The sequence below is a fragment of the Ornithobacterium rhinotracheale DSM 15997 genome (assembly GCF_000265465.1).
GTDB lineage: Bacteria > Bacteroidota > Bacteroidia > Flavobacteriales > Weeksellaceae > Ornithobacterium > Ornithobacterium rhinotracheale.
Genome location: NC_018016.1, coordinates 1,956,839 through 1,972,130 on the forward strand (window position 1 = coordinate 1,956,839; position 15,292 = coordinate 1,972,130).

Consider the following 15,292-nt stretch of genomic DNA (forward strand, 5'->3'; position numbering starts at 1 on the left):
CGATGTTGAAATATTTTAAGAACTTACCAAAAGATAAGCTGATAAAGCAATTCAAAGCGGCATGCATTGCCGAGGGCATTACCTGTATTTTACTATATTTAGTAGCCATGCCCATCAAGTACCAATGGGGTATTTTTTGGCAAATGATTCCTATCGGAATTTTGCATGGGATCATGTTCACTTGGTATTTATTGCTTGTAAACGATGTAAGAAAAGCACTCAATTGGGACGATGAAGACTTTGTTTTTGCCATATTAGCGGCATTTTTTCCCTTTGCAAGTTTTTGGGTTGAAGTGGATTTAGTCAAAAAAAGAATGGAATAAGCCTAAGAATATTTTTTATTTCCAAAAATAAATCTTAGCTTTGCAGTCCGAAATTTTATAAAAATTATATAGAAATGTACGCAATTGTAGAGATAGCCGGGCTTCAATACAAAGTTGAGCAAGACCAGCAGTTGTATGTGAACCGTTTGAAAGGTGAAGCAGGAGAAACAATCGTTTTAGACAAAGTGCTTTTAACTGATAATGGTAGCGTAACTGTAGGCGCCCCAGTTATAGATGGTTTAACCGTTGAGGCAAAAATCGTTGAACACGTAAAAGGAGACAAAGTTGTAATCTTCAAAAAGAAAAGAAGAAAAGGTTACAAAAAGAAAACTGGTTTCCGTGCTTCATTAACTAAAATCGAAATCCTTTCAATCGGAGGAGTAAAAGGTGAAAAACCAGCTAAAAAAGCGAAAGCTACACCTGCTAAATCATCAGCTAAAGTTAAAAAAGATGATTTAACAATCGTAGAAGGAATCGGACCAAAAGTTCAAGAATTATTCAACGAAAACGGAATCAGCACTCTTGAAGAATTGGCTGCTAAGAAACCAGAAGAATTAAAAGCGATCCTTGAACCAAAAGGAGGTATCTACGCTGCTATGGACACAGAAACTTGGCCAAAGCAAGCACAAATGGCTGCCGAAGGTAAAATCGAAGAGCTTAAAGCTTGGCAAGATGAGCTTAAAGGCGGAAAATAAACATAAAACAACTTAATCTAAAAACTAAACTAAAATGGCACACAAGAAAGGAGTTGGTAGTTCTAAGAACGGTCGTGAATCAGAATCTAAACGCCTTGGCGTAAAAATATTTGGTGGACAAAACGCAGTTGCAGGTAACATTATCGTGCGTCAGCGTGGAACTAAACACCACCCAGGTAACAATGTAGGAATCGGAAAAGATCACACATTATTTGCTTTGGTAAATGGTAAAGTAGTTTTCACTAAAAAGAGAGACAATCGTTCATATGTATCGGTTGAGCCGTATGTAGACTAATTACTACTAACTATAAAAAAGTCAATAGCCACTCCGCAAAGAGTGGCTATTTTTGTATCGTTTCATGTAGAAATTAATTATATTTGAAAAAAATTAAATATGAGTACAATTAACTGGGAAAATGTTGAAAAATTTAATTTTACCGATATTACCTACAAAAAATGTAATGGCGTAGCAAGAATTGCGTTTAATCGTCCAGAGGTGAGAAATGCGTTTCGACCTAAAACCACCGCTGAGTTGTTACAAGCTTTTCATGATGCACAGGAGGATACTTCTATAGGGGTAGTTTTATTGAGCTCCGAAGGGCCTTCGTCCAAAGATGGCGTTTACTCTTTCTGTAGTGGAGGCGACCAAAAGGCGAGGGGCAAAGAAGGCTATGTGGGAGACGATGGCTATCATCGTTTAAATATATTAGATGTTCAGCGTTTGATTCGTTTTATGCCAAAAGCAGTGATTTGCGTTGTCAATGGTTGGGCAGTAGGAGGCGGGCATAGTTTGCATGTAGTGTGCGACATGACTTTAGCGAGCAAGGAGCACGCAATTTTCAAACAAACGGATGCCGATGTTACAAGTTTTGACGGAGGGTATGGTTCTGCTTATTTAGCTAAAATGGTGGGGCAGAAGCGTGCTAGGGAAATTTTCTTTTTAGGTAGAAATTATTCGGCGCAAGAAGCTTATGAAATGGGTATGGTCAATGCCGTGGTGCCGCACGACGAGCTAGAAGATACGGCGTATGAATGGGCACAAGAAATTTTGGCTAAATCTCCAATTTCAATCAAAATGTTGAAATTTGCAATGAACCTTACCGATGATGGAATGGTGGGGCAGCAAGTTTTTGCAGGCGAAGCTACTCGCTTGGCGTATATGACAGAGGAGGCAAAAGAAGGTCGCGATGCGTTTCTAGAAAAACGCAAACCAAACTTTGAGAAAAAATGGATTCCATAGGAATTTTAGATTTTTAGATAATTAAAAAACCGTTTCAAAATCATTTTTTTGAAACGGTTTTTCTGTTTTTAAGCTCTTTTGCAATCGATGTGAAGTTTTCGAAGTTTATTGCTAAAGGCTTCATCTTTCAATAGTGTTTCGATGTTTATATGCATTCTGTATTTCCATTTGTGAGGATATACAGATGGGATATTGATTCGCTCATCATCTTCGTTTGGATTGCGCAACTGTTCATCGATTCCTAAAAATTCTTGCAACGGAATCACACAAAGCATTGCAGGAGAATACAAATGCTGATGCAGGATTTCTTCTTGCAACTTAGGCGATAGTTCCTCTGGAGCTTTTCCGCTATGCCCCATCAAATTATTGTAGAAAAATTGTGTGTTTTCCTTATTTTCTCGCCACCATTGTCTCAGCGTGCTTGTGTCGTGAGAAGAAGGCGAAACTACGCACAAATACGGTGCATTTGCAGGGTGCGAAAAACGCTCGCCGTAAATTTTAGGCATACGCTGCACCTCGAGCGATAAAATAGCTAAATCGTTCATTACTTGAGGAACTACGCTTGGCACCATGCCCAAATCTTCGCCACATGTGAGCATTTGGCTTGCTTGTTTTAATGCAGGTAGTTTTTCTAAACCTTTTTCTTTCCAGAAAAATTCCTGTTTGTGGTAGAAATAATCTTCGTGCAATTGGCTCAGAATAATCTGTTGCCCCACGGGTAGGGATTTATAATTTTCGGTGTCAAACAAAGCAAATCTCGGGTGAAATGCCTCGTCATTTTTATCATCTTTTATGAAAAGCACATTTGCTATTAAATCATACAAAAGTGTAGTTTTAGGATTGTCATACCCTAAGGCTTTTTCGATTTTTCTTTGGGTATTAAATTCAGTTTTAAAATTAAAAGTTTCGCCATTTTTCACGAAGAAAGCTTCAATTATATCATCGGTTTCGTCCCCGAAAATTTTAGCTAAAATCTCTTGCGTTATGTATGGTTTATACAACCTCTCGATGGATAAGTCTACTCCTTTTTCTCTTAATTCATTTAGCGTAAATGGAATAGCAGGTTCAAACTTGCCTAAAATTCCTTGCACTTGCTCGGCTGGAATTTCCCAAATTCTGAAAAATCCTAAAATATGATCAATTCGGTAGGCGTCGAAATAAGTTTGCATAAACTGCAACCTTTTTTTCCACCACTCGAAATTAGTTTCTTTAAGTTTTTCCCAGTTATAAGTCGGGAAAGCCCAGTTTTGCCCCGTTACGGCAAAGGCATCGGGCGGAGCTCCCGCTTGCTGATTGGTGTGGAATAATTCAGGGTTTGCCCAAGTTTCTACACTGTTTCGGTAGACGCCAATTGGCAAATCGCCTTTTATGGCAATTCCCATTTGGTGCAATTCTTTCACGGCAAGGCTCAGTTGCTCGTGCAATTGCCACTGAACATAGCAGAATTTCAGCGTTTCGGCGTAAAACTGACTGTCTTTGGTGAAAAATTTATTTAAAGTTGATTTTGAAATCTTTTTATATTTCCCCCATTTATTGCTGTCCACGGTTTTGAAATGGTCTCGCAATGCACAAAACGCCGTATAAGGATAAAGCCACTCTTTGTTTTCAGCGATAAATTCGTTGAAATTCTTATTTTTTTCTAATTTCTTAAAGTGTTTTTGCACATAAGTGGCAATAAAATCATTTTTAAAGGCATTTACTTTTTCATAGGATACGCCAGTTTCTTGATTTAATTTTTCTTTGGCTTTATAGATTTTTTCAAGTTCTGCATGGGTGAGTTTGTAGTTCAGTTTTTCTAAACACAAATACATCGGGTGCAGAGCAAATACCGAAATGGCAGCATAAGGGTAGCAGTCAGACCAATCATGGCTCACGGTGGTGTCGTGGATTGGTAACAGTTGAATCAGAGAGAAACCTGCATTTTTGCACCATTTTCCAAACGGAATTAAATCTAAAAATTCTCCCACGCCTAAATCTTGTTCACTTCTGAGCGAAAAAACAGGAATTGCCACGCCACTACCACGATAGCGTTTGTCGGCAGGTTGTCTAAAATTATTGTCGCTCACGATTACAAAATCTTCATCTGATTGATTCGGCGCTACCCAGCGATTTTCTCCTTCTTCGTAATAGGAAATTTGCTGATTTTCTGTATTGTAAACAGCGTATTTATAAGCGGAATAATTGTTTTCGGCAGATAAATCAACATCTATGCTCCATTTGCCATCGCCTTGAGGATTGAGGAAAATTGCATTTTCTTCTTTCCAAAAACCTAACCCATCGGCATCGCCTAAAATCACCAATCGCTCGTTTGGATCAAAGAGCGGAAAAGTAATCTCAAAGCGGTGTGTATTTTTCTTTAACGCCCGAGTTGTTACTTTCTCATATTCAGGAAAAATATTTTTGAAGAACAAAGTCGAGAGATTAAACTCTGGCATGCTTGGCGTGTTCCAAGAATCATGTAGAATATGATTTTTGCTTTTTAAAACGGGCGAAAAATGACGGATTCCCCATTCTTCGGTTACAGAATTGTCTCGTTTATCTTTTAAAATATAATGATAATCAAATTTTTTGTAAGGAATTTCCAATTCAATTGCCCAAGTATCTTTGCCCACATATTGCATAGGCAAAGCGGTCTCGATGGTGTTTCCCACATTTTTTAGGCTAGTGGAAAGATATAAATCTTGCCCCTCCACCGATTTAAAGTTTAATATAAAGCGTGTTTTCAAAATAAATATTTTGGCACAAGTTAATAAATTTATACTAAATGGAATTATAATTTTTTTGAGCGATTACAATTTGTTACTTTTGTGCAGATTTTTGAAGACTAATATGGCAAAACAAAATAACACAACCCAAACACCTAGATTCTCTATTTTTAAAATGATTGTAGGGCTTCTTTCGCTCTTTTTGGGCTTCACCCTTTTGATCTCATTTGTTTCCTATTTAATGAATTGGAAATCAGATCAAAGTCAGGTAGGGATTTGGAAAGATCCAAGCGTGGAAGTGAACAATTTATTAGGAAAAATGGGTGCTTGGCTTGGGGAAACTTTCATCTACGAAAAATTAGGTTTTGCAGCATTATTTATTCCTGTTTGGTTAATCATTTTGGGAATGATAATTATCTTTAAAATTCAGAAAATTAAATTTTTACGCTTAACGCTAAATTTCTTATTTTTCTGTATTTGGCTGCCACCATTTCTTAATTTAATCTTTGTAAACGACAATATTTGGGGTGGAAGAATGGGGCTTGAAATTGCCGATTATTTAAAAAACATCATCGGAATCATCGGTTTTGTTTTGGTTTTATTTTTCACCTTTTTGCTTTATGCCATCATCGAATGGAAAATCACGCCAGACAAAGTGCGTTCTGCCATGCCAAAAATGCCTGAGCGTGCACTAAAAGAAGAAGCAGAATCGGTAGAAAATGACTTGAACGAGGCTCCCGTGGAAGAAAAAGTGCCTGAAGTTGAAAAGCCAAAAAATACCATAAAAAACGATTTTGCAGAAAAACTGCCTACTCAAAATACTTTTAAAAGTGATGAGGAAGAAGTGGAATTTGTAATTAAACAAAAGCCAGAATCTGTGCCTTCAGCACCGTCGTTCCAAGTGGAGCAACCGCAAGAGCCGAGCATGGAAGATGCAGAAAATGATTTTGAGCCAGAAATCAAAGAAATCATTATAGAAGATGATGACGAAGATGAATTTGAATTATTTGCTACGCCAAGCACTCCAGCATCTGCCACGCCCGTGTCTGATGTGAAAATGCAGGTGGAAAGTGCACCAGAAGAGGAAGAGCTAGAGCCCGAAGAAATTAGCCAAAACTTGGTGCAGCAATATGGCGAATACGATCAGCGTTTGGATTTGTCTAATTACAAATACCCTACCATTGATTTGCTCATAGATTATAATCAAGGCAAAAAACGCTCAATCGACCAAAGTGAATTGGAGGCAAACAAAGACCGAATTGTTGAAACTTTAAGCAATTATAAAATCAATATAGCATCGATTAAAGCGACGGTAGGGCCCACGGTGACTTTGTACGAAATCGTGCCAGAAGCGGGTGTGAGAATTTCTAAAATTAAAAACTTAGAAGATGATATTGCGCTAAGTTTAAGTGCATTAGGGATTAGGATTATTGCGCCAATTCCAGGGCGTGGAACCATAGGTATCGAGGTGCCAAATAATAATCCTACCATGGTGTCGATGCGATCTGTAATTGCTTCACAAAAATTTCAAACAGCAGAAATGGAATTGCCAATCGCCTTTGGAAAGACAATTTCAAATGAAACTTTTGTGGCAGATTTAGCTAAAATGCCTCACTTATTGATGGCGGGGGCAACGGGACAAGGTAAGTCTGTGGGAATCAATGCAATTATTTCTTCGCTTTTATACAAGAAACATCCATCTGAATTAAAATTTGTGATGGTGGACCCCAAAAAAGTGGAATTAGCCCTTTATAATAAAATAGAAAGACATTTCTTGGCTAAATTACCAGGAAGTGAGGACGCAATTATTACGGATAATCAAAAAGTTATCAATACTTTAAACTCGCTTTGTATCGAGATGGACGACCGCTACGATTTGTTGAAAAATGCGGGCGTAAGAAACATTAAGGAATACAATGCTAAATTCAAGAAAAGAAGATTAAACCCAAATGATGGGCATCGCTATTTGCCTTATATTGTTCTAGTGGTAGATGAATTTGCCGATTTGATTATGACGGCAGGGAAAGAAATCGAGGCTCCAATCGCTCGTTTGGCTCAGTTGGCTCGTGCTGTGGGCATTCACTTGATAATTGCTACTCAGCGTCCTTCGGTGAATGTAATTACGGGGATGATTAAAGCTAACTTCCCGTCTCGTGCAGCGTTTAGAGTAACTTCAAAAATCGATTCTAGAACTATTTTGGACAGCGGAGGAGCCGAGCAATTAATTGGAAAAGGAGATATGCTCTATACACAAGGAAATGACTTGGTGCGTTTGCAATGTGCTTTTGTCGATACGCCTGAGGTGGAGAGCATTGCGGAATACATCGGCGGACAAAAAGGATATCCAGATGCGTTTTTGTTGCCAGAGTATGAGGGCGAAACAAGCGATTCGAGTTTGGATTTAGACCCAAGTGAGCGAGATGCGTTGTTTGAAGAGGCGGCGCGTATTGTGGTAAACTCTCAGCAAGGTTCTGCCTCTATGTTGCAGCGTAAACTTAAAATTGGATATAACCGAGCTGGGCGCATCATTGATCAGCTAGAGGCAAACAATATTGTGGGGCCTTTTGAGGGGAGCAAAGCCCGTGAGGTGTTAATCGCAGATGAATATACTTTGGAACAATTATTGAAAAATGATTGATTGTATTTATTAAAAACGAAAACAGATGAAAAAGTTATTTTATACCACATGTTTAGCCTTATTTAGCATTGCAACTTTTGCTCAGAGTGCACAGCAGATTTTGGACAATGTGATCGAGCACTACAAAAAGCAGAAGAGTTTTTACATAAAATTCCAAAGCCAATTGGTGAATAATGATTCCAAAACAAAAGATGCCTATGCCGGAGAAGTGTATGTGAAGGGAGATAAATACAACCTCACGGTGCCAAAAATGGATATTCGCCAGATTTATGATGGTAAAAAACTTTATACCATCTCTAGCGAAAACCAAGAAGTAACGGTGAGCAAACCAGAGAAGGGGAGCGATGAGCTTTTTACCCCAACTCGTGTTTTTGACATTTACAAAGATGGCTATACTTTAAGTTTGGATAAAAAACAAGGAAATGTTCAATACATAAAATTGGTTCCGACTAAAAAATCTGAGCTTAAATATATCATCGTAGGAGTAGATACCAAGAAAAATCAATTGGTGAGCCTGTCTCAAACCAATCATAAAAATACCACAACCACATTTACTGTTCAGAAACAGGTAGACGATATCATTATTCCAAGTGCTCTTTTAAATTTTAGTAAAAAATTCTATAAAGATTACTACATTTCAGAGATTTAAAATTATATGATTAAAAAGCTAGACTGGTACGGAATCCGCACTTTTTTTGGACCATTTATATTTATATTCAGCGTGCTGTTTTTTATATTCATGGTTCAATTTGCTTGGCAAGAGATGGATATGTTTGCGGGCAAAGGCTTAGATATAGGAACAATATTTAAACTACTTTTTTATTTAGGGCTCACCGTAATTCAGTTTGTATTGCCACTTACGGTGTTGCTTTCAGCTATTATGACTTATGGAGGCTTTGGTGAGCGATATGAGCTTGCCGCAATGAAGTCTTCTGGCATGTCGCTCGTGCGTATCATGCTTCCAGTCTTTTTATTAGTCTGCGGAATATCAGTCGGTTTGTTTTTCTTTTCAGATACAGCTGTTCCGCAATCTCAGCGCAAGGCTAGAAATATGCTTTTGAACATAGCTAAAACCAAGCCTGCAATAAATTTTGATCCCGGTGTATTCATCAATGCGGTACCGGGATTTAGTATGAAAATTAGCGAAAGATCGGGCAAAAATGGTGAAAGACTTAAAAATGTGTTTATTCACCGAGACGCTTCGGCATACGAAAATCAACAAACAATTATTGCTAAAAAAGGAATTTTTGAGCCAGCCGAAGATAAAAGATTTTTGAAATTAGCATTATTTAATGGGTATTATTACGAAGACGAAATTCAGAATAAAAATCGTTTACAACTTGAAAGACAGCCGTATCAGCAAATCAAGTTTGATACGCTGGTGCATTATTTCGATATTTCAGAAATTGTAGAAAAAGCCATTGAAGAAGAAAATGTTACCGATCACTACCGCTTTTTGAACACAAAAGAATTAATCAAAAGAGTAGATACACTTAAAATTCAAAATAAGGCATATTATAATGAATTAGCCGATACGCAGTTTCAGTCGCTCACCTATGCACCGATAAGTGAAAATTTGGATTCTGTGTACCAAGCGCAAAAGAAAGCCTTGCCGTTTGACATTAATAAATTAAATGATGCCGATCGCCAGCAAGTGATGATGAGAGCCGATGAAAATATCGCAGCCGATTTAAACAGCTATTCTGTGATTAAAGATGAAATCAGTGGGCGAGATGAATTCATTGCACGACATGTTTTGATCTTGGTCAGAAACTTTTCCAATTCGCTCATGTGCGTGATTTTCTTTTTGATAGGGGCACCACTTGGAGCCATCATCAGAAAAGGAGGCGTGGGAATGCCCGTGGTGGTAGCGATTGTCATCTTTATTTTGTTTTATTTAATCTACATGTATAGTGAAAATCTAGCCAAAAATGGCGTTTTAAACCCTTATTGGGCGGCATGGCTCCCTGTGATAACCTTTACACCGCTCGGAATATTTTTCACTTATAAAGCCATGACGGATTCAAACTTATTTGACATCAACGCATATTTGGAGCCAATTTTAAGGCTAAAAAATAAACATTTTAAATCAAAAAATACAGAACACGCAAGATACCAGTAAATTATGGAAGAACAAGCCATTCGTCTTAATCGCATAGAAGAAGTTTTAGAAGACTTAAAACAGGGGAAAGTAATCATTGTGGTAGATGATGAAGACCGTGAGAATGAAGGGGATTTCATTGCCGCTGCCGAGAAAGTTACTCCCGAGATGATTAATTTTATGACACAGCACGGGCGTGGGCTTTTGTGTGCTCCGCTGGAAGAAGACCGCTGCGAGAAATTGGGCTTAAACATGATGGTAACGCACAATACCGTTTTGCACCACACACCTTTTACGGTTTCGGTAGATTTGCTAGGAAAAGGTTGTACCACAGGTATTTCTACGCATGATAGATCTAAAACCATTCAAGCCCTTGTAGACGAAGAAACTCGTCCGCAAGATTTGGGTAGACCAGGGCATATTTTTCCATTGAGGGCTAAAAAAGGCGGCGTTTTGCGCAGAGCAGGGCATACCGAGGCAGCAGTAGATTTAGCTAGATTAGCTGGCTTGAAACCTGCAGGAATCCTCATAGAAATATTAAACGAGGACGGAACCATGGCACGATTGCCACAACTGATGAAAGTGGCTGAGAAATTTGATTTAAAAATAGTTTCAATTCAAGATTTAATTGCTTATAGGCTTAAAAACGAATCATTGATTCAAAAAATTGATTCAGTGAAATTTCAAACGCATTATGGTGAGTATGATTTGATTGCGTATAAGCAAACGACTAATAATCAAATACATTTCGCCTTAACAAAAGGCGAATGGACAGAAGATGAATCTGTTCCAGTGCGTGTAAAATCAACCAACGATTATTTTGATTTGTTCACAGCTTTGCACAAAGGGGAGCAGCCATTGCTTGAGAAAATCACCCAGATTATAAACAAAGAAGGAAAAGGTGTTTTAGTATTTATCAATAATGCGATAGATTCGGATTTGGTACAAGCTAAATTTAATCATTACAAAGCGTATCTAGAGGGCACGCAAGAAAATCCATTGAAAGCTCCAGATACCAAAGATTACGGAATTGGTGCCCAAATTTTAAAAGATTTAGGCATTCAAAAAATGAAGTTAATCACCAAAACACCAGATAGTAAAAAAGCCATTGGAGGGTATGATTTAGAGATTACAGATTTTATCGAGATATAAAACCAATTTTTTTGTTAGATATATTTTCTTTAAATTTGCGCCTCAAAATTTTTTAATATGATTAGATCATTTTACGCTTTTATCTTTTTGTTTTTAAGTCAGATTACTATAAACGCCCAAGTTCCAGAGAATGGAGTTGGGAGTAAAAATGGTGATGAAAGAATTAGATATGGAATAAGAGTAGGGTATACTAGCTCTCATTTAGATCAAACTTTATTTGAACTACAAGAACTGAAGAATGTAGGAGGCTTTTATATTGGTGCTTTTGCTCAAATCCCTTTAGTAGAAAATACGCTGTATTTGCAACCAGAGATTGATTATACCAAGATAGGAAATAGATTGGAGATGGAAGGTATTGGATATTCACAAATGAGAATAAATAACATTAATGTTCCAGTATTATTAAAATATAAATTCTATAAAGGGGCAAATGTGCACATGGGACCAGAATTGAATATTTTAACAGATTCATATTTGGACTATGACTGGGGGAGACATTTTGATGGAGCGGGGAGTGAAAGTTATAATAAAGTAGTTAAAAGATTTAATTATTCAGCAGTTTTTGGTGTGGGATATCAGTTTCCTATTGGATTATCTTTAGATGCAAGATATACTGTAGGTCTCAGTAAAATTATGCACCCAGAAGAGGCTAAAGCTAGAAAAGAAGCTGTTACTGATTTTAGAACAAGAGTTATATCTTTTGGAGTAGGATATTACTTTTAAAAATTTATGAGTATTAGAAATAATTAAGAGAGCCTTTTTGGTTCTCTTATTTTTATTTAATACTTTCGTGCTTCTGAATAAAAACATGCAATCAAAGTTTAAAATAGATTTCAAAGCATTGTTCTTGTTGGTGGTGTTGCTTTTCTCGCTTGGGGTAAAGGCTTTCCACACGCACGAACATACAACTTTGTTGCATGCAAAGCACATAGAAGATACTTGTGCGATTTGCCAATTCACGATAGTGTACGGCGAGGAGCCAAGTGTTTTGCAGATTACATCACCTATTTTTGAGGTGGAGACGCTCGAGGCTCCTAGCCTTTTTGTAGCACCTTATGTGCCTGTTTTCCATTCTACAAATTTTCGTAGAGGACCACCCATTGCATAGTTGTTTAGTAGACAGAAAATTACATCAAAAATGTGAATTTTCGTGATTTTTCTCTGTTTAATCTTAAACGGACAATTTATTTATTATTAAAAATTAACTATGCAAATTAAATACATTTTCATCTTAGCCATGCTAGGGGGATATTCCTATGCGGCTACCAATCAAATTAATCTAAAAACTAAAAACGATACTATTATTAAACTTCGCAATGTCAATGCGCAAGGCGTTACTAAACTTGATGCTGCCATAGAACTGAAAGCGAAGGTAGAAAAACAAGCCATAAAGCAATCACAGAGTAGTACTTTGGGAGATCTATTGCGTCATGTTTCGGGGGTGCAAGACACTTATTTTGGTCCGAATGTGGGGGTGCCAATGATTCGCAGTTTGAGCGGAAATCGTGTGCGACTTTTAAATAACGGAGTTGCTATGAACGACTTAACGGCAATTAGCCCCGAGTTTAATTTAAACTACAATCCTAATAACTTAGAAGAAGTTGAGGTAAACAAAGCATCAGCCTCGGTTTTATATGGCGGAAAAGCCATCGGTGGAGCGGTAAATATGATTACCCAAAACCAATACAAACCTGTTGGCAAAACCTTTAAAGCTACCGTAGGGGTAGAGGGTGCAAGCAATTCAGGCACAAGACAGCAAGTAGATTTCAGTGGGGATTTTAGTCCAAAATGGAGCTGGACTGTCGGTGGCTCTCATGCCAAAATCGAGCGAATTCGTATTCCTGGCAATACAAAACCAGTGATTTTGTTTGACCCAAAAGTGGTGGACAACAATTCAGCGTTGCAGGCATTGGGGCAAATTTTTGTGGACAAAACGAGTGTTTTAAACACAACACTTTTTCCATACATTAGTCAGTATGTGTTGGATAATTTAGACGATCCTAGTGCAGGTTTAACAGAGGAAGATAAATATACTTTTACAGAAACTTATTTTGATTGGGAAACATTTACCCAGAAACCAAATCCTAAAAATCCTGATTACATTCCAGGGCAAGACCCAGTGAAAGATCGCCGAATCGAGAAAATTCTTGGAATTCATGATTATGTGCCTACCAAATATGGCGAAATCACCAATAGCCATTCGGAGCAAATGGATTTCAATGCGGGGGTTAAATACATGGGCAAAAATTTGAATTTTGGACTAAATTTTAAACACGATTATGCCGATTATGGTTTGCCATTGTATGCCAAGGAAGAACGCGCCATGCATTCGCACACGCACGATCACAGCCACGGACATAGCCACACGCACACGCCAAAAGAAGCCCCATTCTTGCCCGTCAATATCAAGGGAATGACCGATAATTTATCTTTAGATTTAGAATTAAATAAAGATTTTGCAATATTTAATCAATTAAAATTTAATGCCTTAGGTCAGTACACCAAAGACAATGAATATTTAGCCCAAAAGGTGATGAATAGCTATAAAAACCAAAATTATAGCGGAAGAATGGAATTAAAACAGAAAAAATTTAATTTTCTTTCGGGCGTAACGGGCGTAGACTTCAACCACAGAATCATGGATGGAAGCTACAAATTGCGTTATTTGCCAGATAATAAAAGCACCGAATTTGGAATTTTCACGCTTCAGAAATTAAAATACAAATTTATTGATTTGCAGATTGGGTATCGCCACGATTGGGTGCATAGAAGTGCAACGACCAATGATGATTATCAAAGAGCTCGTGGAAAATCTGGTGGAAATTTAACGACAAGAGATTTTAATTTAAATCAATTTAATTCTAAAATTTTATTTAATTTAAAAAACAAAGCCTATTTGTTGGCTTCTTATGCACACTCCGAACGTGCACCAGAGGTGAACGAATTGTATGCAGGAAACACGCATTTTGCGCTCGGAATCGAAGAAAATGGCGAGGACATGCTCGACAAAGAATGGGTGAATGCCGTGGAGCTTGGCGGAGGAATTTCGCTAGCTGGACTTAAAATTGAAGCCAGTTTGTACAAAAATTTCTACAAAAATTACATTTATATGGGGCACACAGGCGTTTCTCGCGTGCCAGGGCTCACTGTTAAAGAATGGCGTGCGGCGGATACCAATATTTATGGAATGGAGCTGAACACCAGCTATACTCAAAATTTTGGAAAATTCGGGGAGTGGACTATCAATGGTTTTTATGATTTGGTGAAAAACGAAAATGTTTCAGATAGCCGCCAGCGACAATTTACCGACGGAGATTACATGCCGAATATGCCACAAAGCCGCTGGGGAGCTGGGCTAAGTGCTAAAATCAATAAATTCAATGCAACGGTGAATATGCAGCATTATCTTCAGCAAAAATATTTGGGTAAAATGATTTGGGACGAAGAGCCAATGCCAGCGTTCACTTTGCTAAACGCTCGTTTTTCTATCGAACAAAATATCGGGAAAACACAATTAGAGTATTATTTATTTGGTAAAAACTTGCTCAATCAAGAGGCAAGACCACAAAACACTTTGATGAAATATTTGGCACCGCTACCAGGCATCAACATTGGTGCAGGCGTGGTGTTAAAAATATAGTAAATTCGATATTTTCGAGGAAAAATCCGTTTCGTTTATGAAACGGATTTTTTTGTTTTAGTCTTTAGCTAAAAAAAATTATCTTTGAAGAAATTAAAAAATGTATAGATAAATGCCAGCTGTAAAAATTCAAGAAGATTGGGGACAAATGCTCGCCGAGGAGTTTGAAAAAGATTATTTTAAAGCTTTGATTAATTTTGTGAAATCGGAATATGCCACGCAAAAGGTGTTTCCGCCAGGCAAGCAAATTTTCTCTGCTTTTGATTTTACCCCACCACAAGACACCAAGGTGGTGATTATAGGGCAAGACCCGTATCATGGTGTGGGGCAGGCAAATGGCTTGTGTTTTTCGGTGGCAGATAATATCCCGATGCCACCGAGTTTAATCAATATTTTTAAAGAAATAGAAGATGATTTAGGCATACCGATGCCCGCCAACGGCAATCTGGAACGCTGGGCAAAGCAAGGTGTTTTTTTGCTCAATGCGACACTGAGCGTGCGTGCACACCAAGCGGGATCGCATCAAGGCAAAGGCTGGGAAACTTTTACCGATGAGGTTATTAAAAAACTCTCGCAAGAGAAAGAAGAAATCGTGTTTATGCTCTGGGGAAGCTATGCCAAGAAAAAAGCAAATTTAATCGATAAAAGCAAAGGGCATTTAATCTTAACATCGGGGCATCCTTCGCCTTTGAGTGCCAATCGTGGGTATTGGTTTGGGAATAAGCATTTTTCTAGAGCCAATGAGTTTTTAGTCCAAAAAAACAAAAAACCGATTTCTTGGTAAGTGAGAAAAATCAG

At 37.8% G+C, this 15,292-nt stretch carries 13 protein-coding genes; 12 read left to right on the forward strand and 1 reads right to left on the reverse strand.

Annotated elements, in window-relative coordinates:
- Positions 1-2 precede the first annotated feature (2 nt).
- From ORNRH_RS09305 to ORNRH_RS09320, 4 genes are all read left to right on the forward strand, one after another.
- Positions 3-323: a DUF3817 domain-containing protein gene (locus tag ORNRH_RS09305; protein WP_014791600.1), complete on the forward strand. Its 321-nt coding sequence runs from the start codon at positions 3-5 to the stop codon at positions 321-323.
- A 74-nt stretch (positions 324-397) separates the two neighbouring features.
- Positions 398-1,018, forward strand: coding sequence for a 50S ribosomal protein L21 (gene rplU / locus ORNRH_RS09310; RefSeq protein WP_014791601.1), 621 nt, complete (start codon positions 398-400; stop codon positions 1,016-1,018).
- A 34-nt stretch (positions 1,019-1,052) separates the two neighbouring features.
- Positions 1,053-1,313: a 50S ribosomal protein L27 gene (gene rpmA, locus ORNRH_RS09315; RefSeq protein ID WP_014791602.1), complete on the forward strand. Its 261-nt coding sequence runs from the start codon at positions 1,053-1,055 to the stop codon at positions 1,311-1,313.
- A gap of 99 nt (positions 1,314-1,412) precedes the next feature.
- Positions 1,413-2,258: a 1,4-dihydroxy-2-naphthoyl-CoA synthase gene (locus tag ORNRH_RS09320; RefSeq protein ID WP_014791603.1), complete on the forward strand. Its 846-nt coding sequence runs from the start codon at positions 1,413-1,415 to the stop codon at positions 2,256-2,258.
- A 68-nt stretch (positions 2,259-2,326) separates the two neighbouring features.
- Here the strand turns inward: ORNRH_RS09320 and ORNRH_RS09325 are convergent, their stop codons facing one another.
- The gene (locus ORNRH_RS09325) at positions 2,327-4,984 is read right to left on the reverse strand and encodes a 4-alpha-glucanotransferase (RefSeq protein ID WP_052312693.1); all 2,658 of its coding nucleotides are present in this window, start codon (positions 4,982-4,984) and stop codon (positions 2,327-2,329) included.
- Between the two features lie 103 nt (positions 4,985-5,087).
- On the opposite strand from ORNRH_RS09325, the gene ORNRH_RS09330 reads away from it, so the two are divergent.
- The 8 genes from ORNRH_RS09330 to ORNRH_RS09365 all read left to right on the forward strand — a co-directional run bounded on the left by ORNRH_RS09330 (position 5,088) and on the right by ORNRH_RS09365 (position 15,278).
- Positions 5,088-7,601, forward strand: a complete 2,514-nt coding sequence (locus ORNRH_RS09330) for an FtsK/SpoIIIE family DNA translocase (RefSeq protein WP_036601944.1) — start codon at positions 5,088-5,090, stop codon at positions 7,599-7,601.
- Positions 7,602-7,626: 25 nt separating this feature from the next.
- Entirely contained in the window at positions 7,627-8,250 is a 624-nt protein-coding gene (locus ORNRH_RS09335) for a LolA family protein (protein ID WP_014791606.1), read from the forward strand.
- A gap of 6 nt (positions 8,251-8,256) precedes the next feature.
- Positions 8,257-9,723, forward strand: coding sequence for an LptF/LptG family permease (locus ORNRH_RS09340; RefSeq protein WP_014791607.1), 1,467 nt, complete (start codon positions 8,257-8,259; stop codon positions 9,721-9,723).
- 3 nt (positions 9,724-9,726) lie between these two features.
- Positions 9,727-10,854 (forward strand): 3,4-dihydroxy-2-butanone-4-phosphate synthase, encoded by a 1,128-nt coding sequence (gene ribB / locus ORNRH_RS09345; protein ID WP_014791608.1) that lies wholly within the window; start codon positions 9,727-9,729, stop codon positions 10,852-10,854.
- A 57-nt stretch (positions 10,855-10,911) separates the two neighbouring features.
- Positions 10,912-11,577: a porin family protein gene (locus tag ORNRH_RS09350; RefSeq protein ID WP_014791609.1), complete on the forward strand. Its 666-nt coding sequence runs from the start codon at positions 10,912-10,914 to the stop codon at positions 11,575-11,577.
- A gap of 85 nt (positions 11,578-11,662) precedes the next feature.
- Positions 11,663-11,962 carry a hypothetical protein gene (locus ORNRH_RS09355; protein WP_014791610.1) on the forward strand — a complete coding sequence of 100 codons (300 nt, stop codon included), beginning with the start codon at positions 11,663-11,665 and terminating at the stop codon, positions 11,960-11,962.
- Between the two features lie 99 nt (positions 11,963-12,061).
- Positions 12,062-14,494, forward strand: coding sequence for a TonB-dependent receptor (locus ORNRH_RS09360; RefSeq protein ID WP_014791611.1), 2,433 nt, complete (start codon positions 12,062-12,064; stop codon positions 14,492-14,494).
- A 112-nt stretch (positions 14,495-14,606) separates the two neighbouring features.
- Positions 14,607-15,278: a uracil-DNA glycosylase gene (locus ORNRH_RS09365; protein ID WP_014791612.1), complete on the forward strand. Its 672-nt coding sequence runs from the start codon at positions 14,607-14,609 to the stop codon at positions 15,276-15,278.
- The last annotated feature ends 14 nt before the right edge of the window (positions 15,279-15,292 follow it).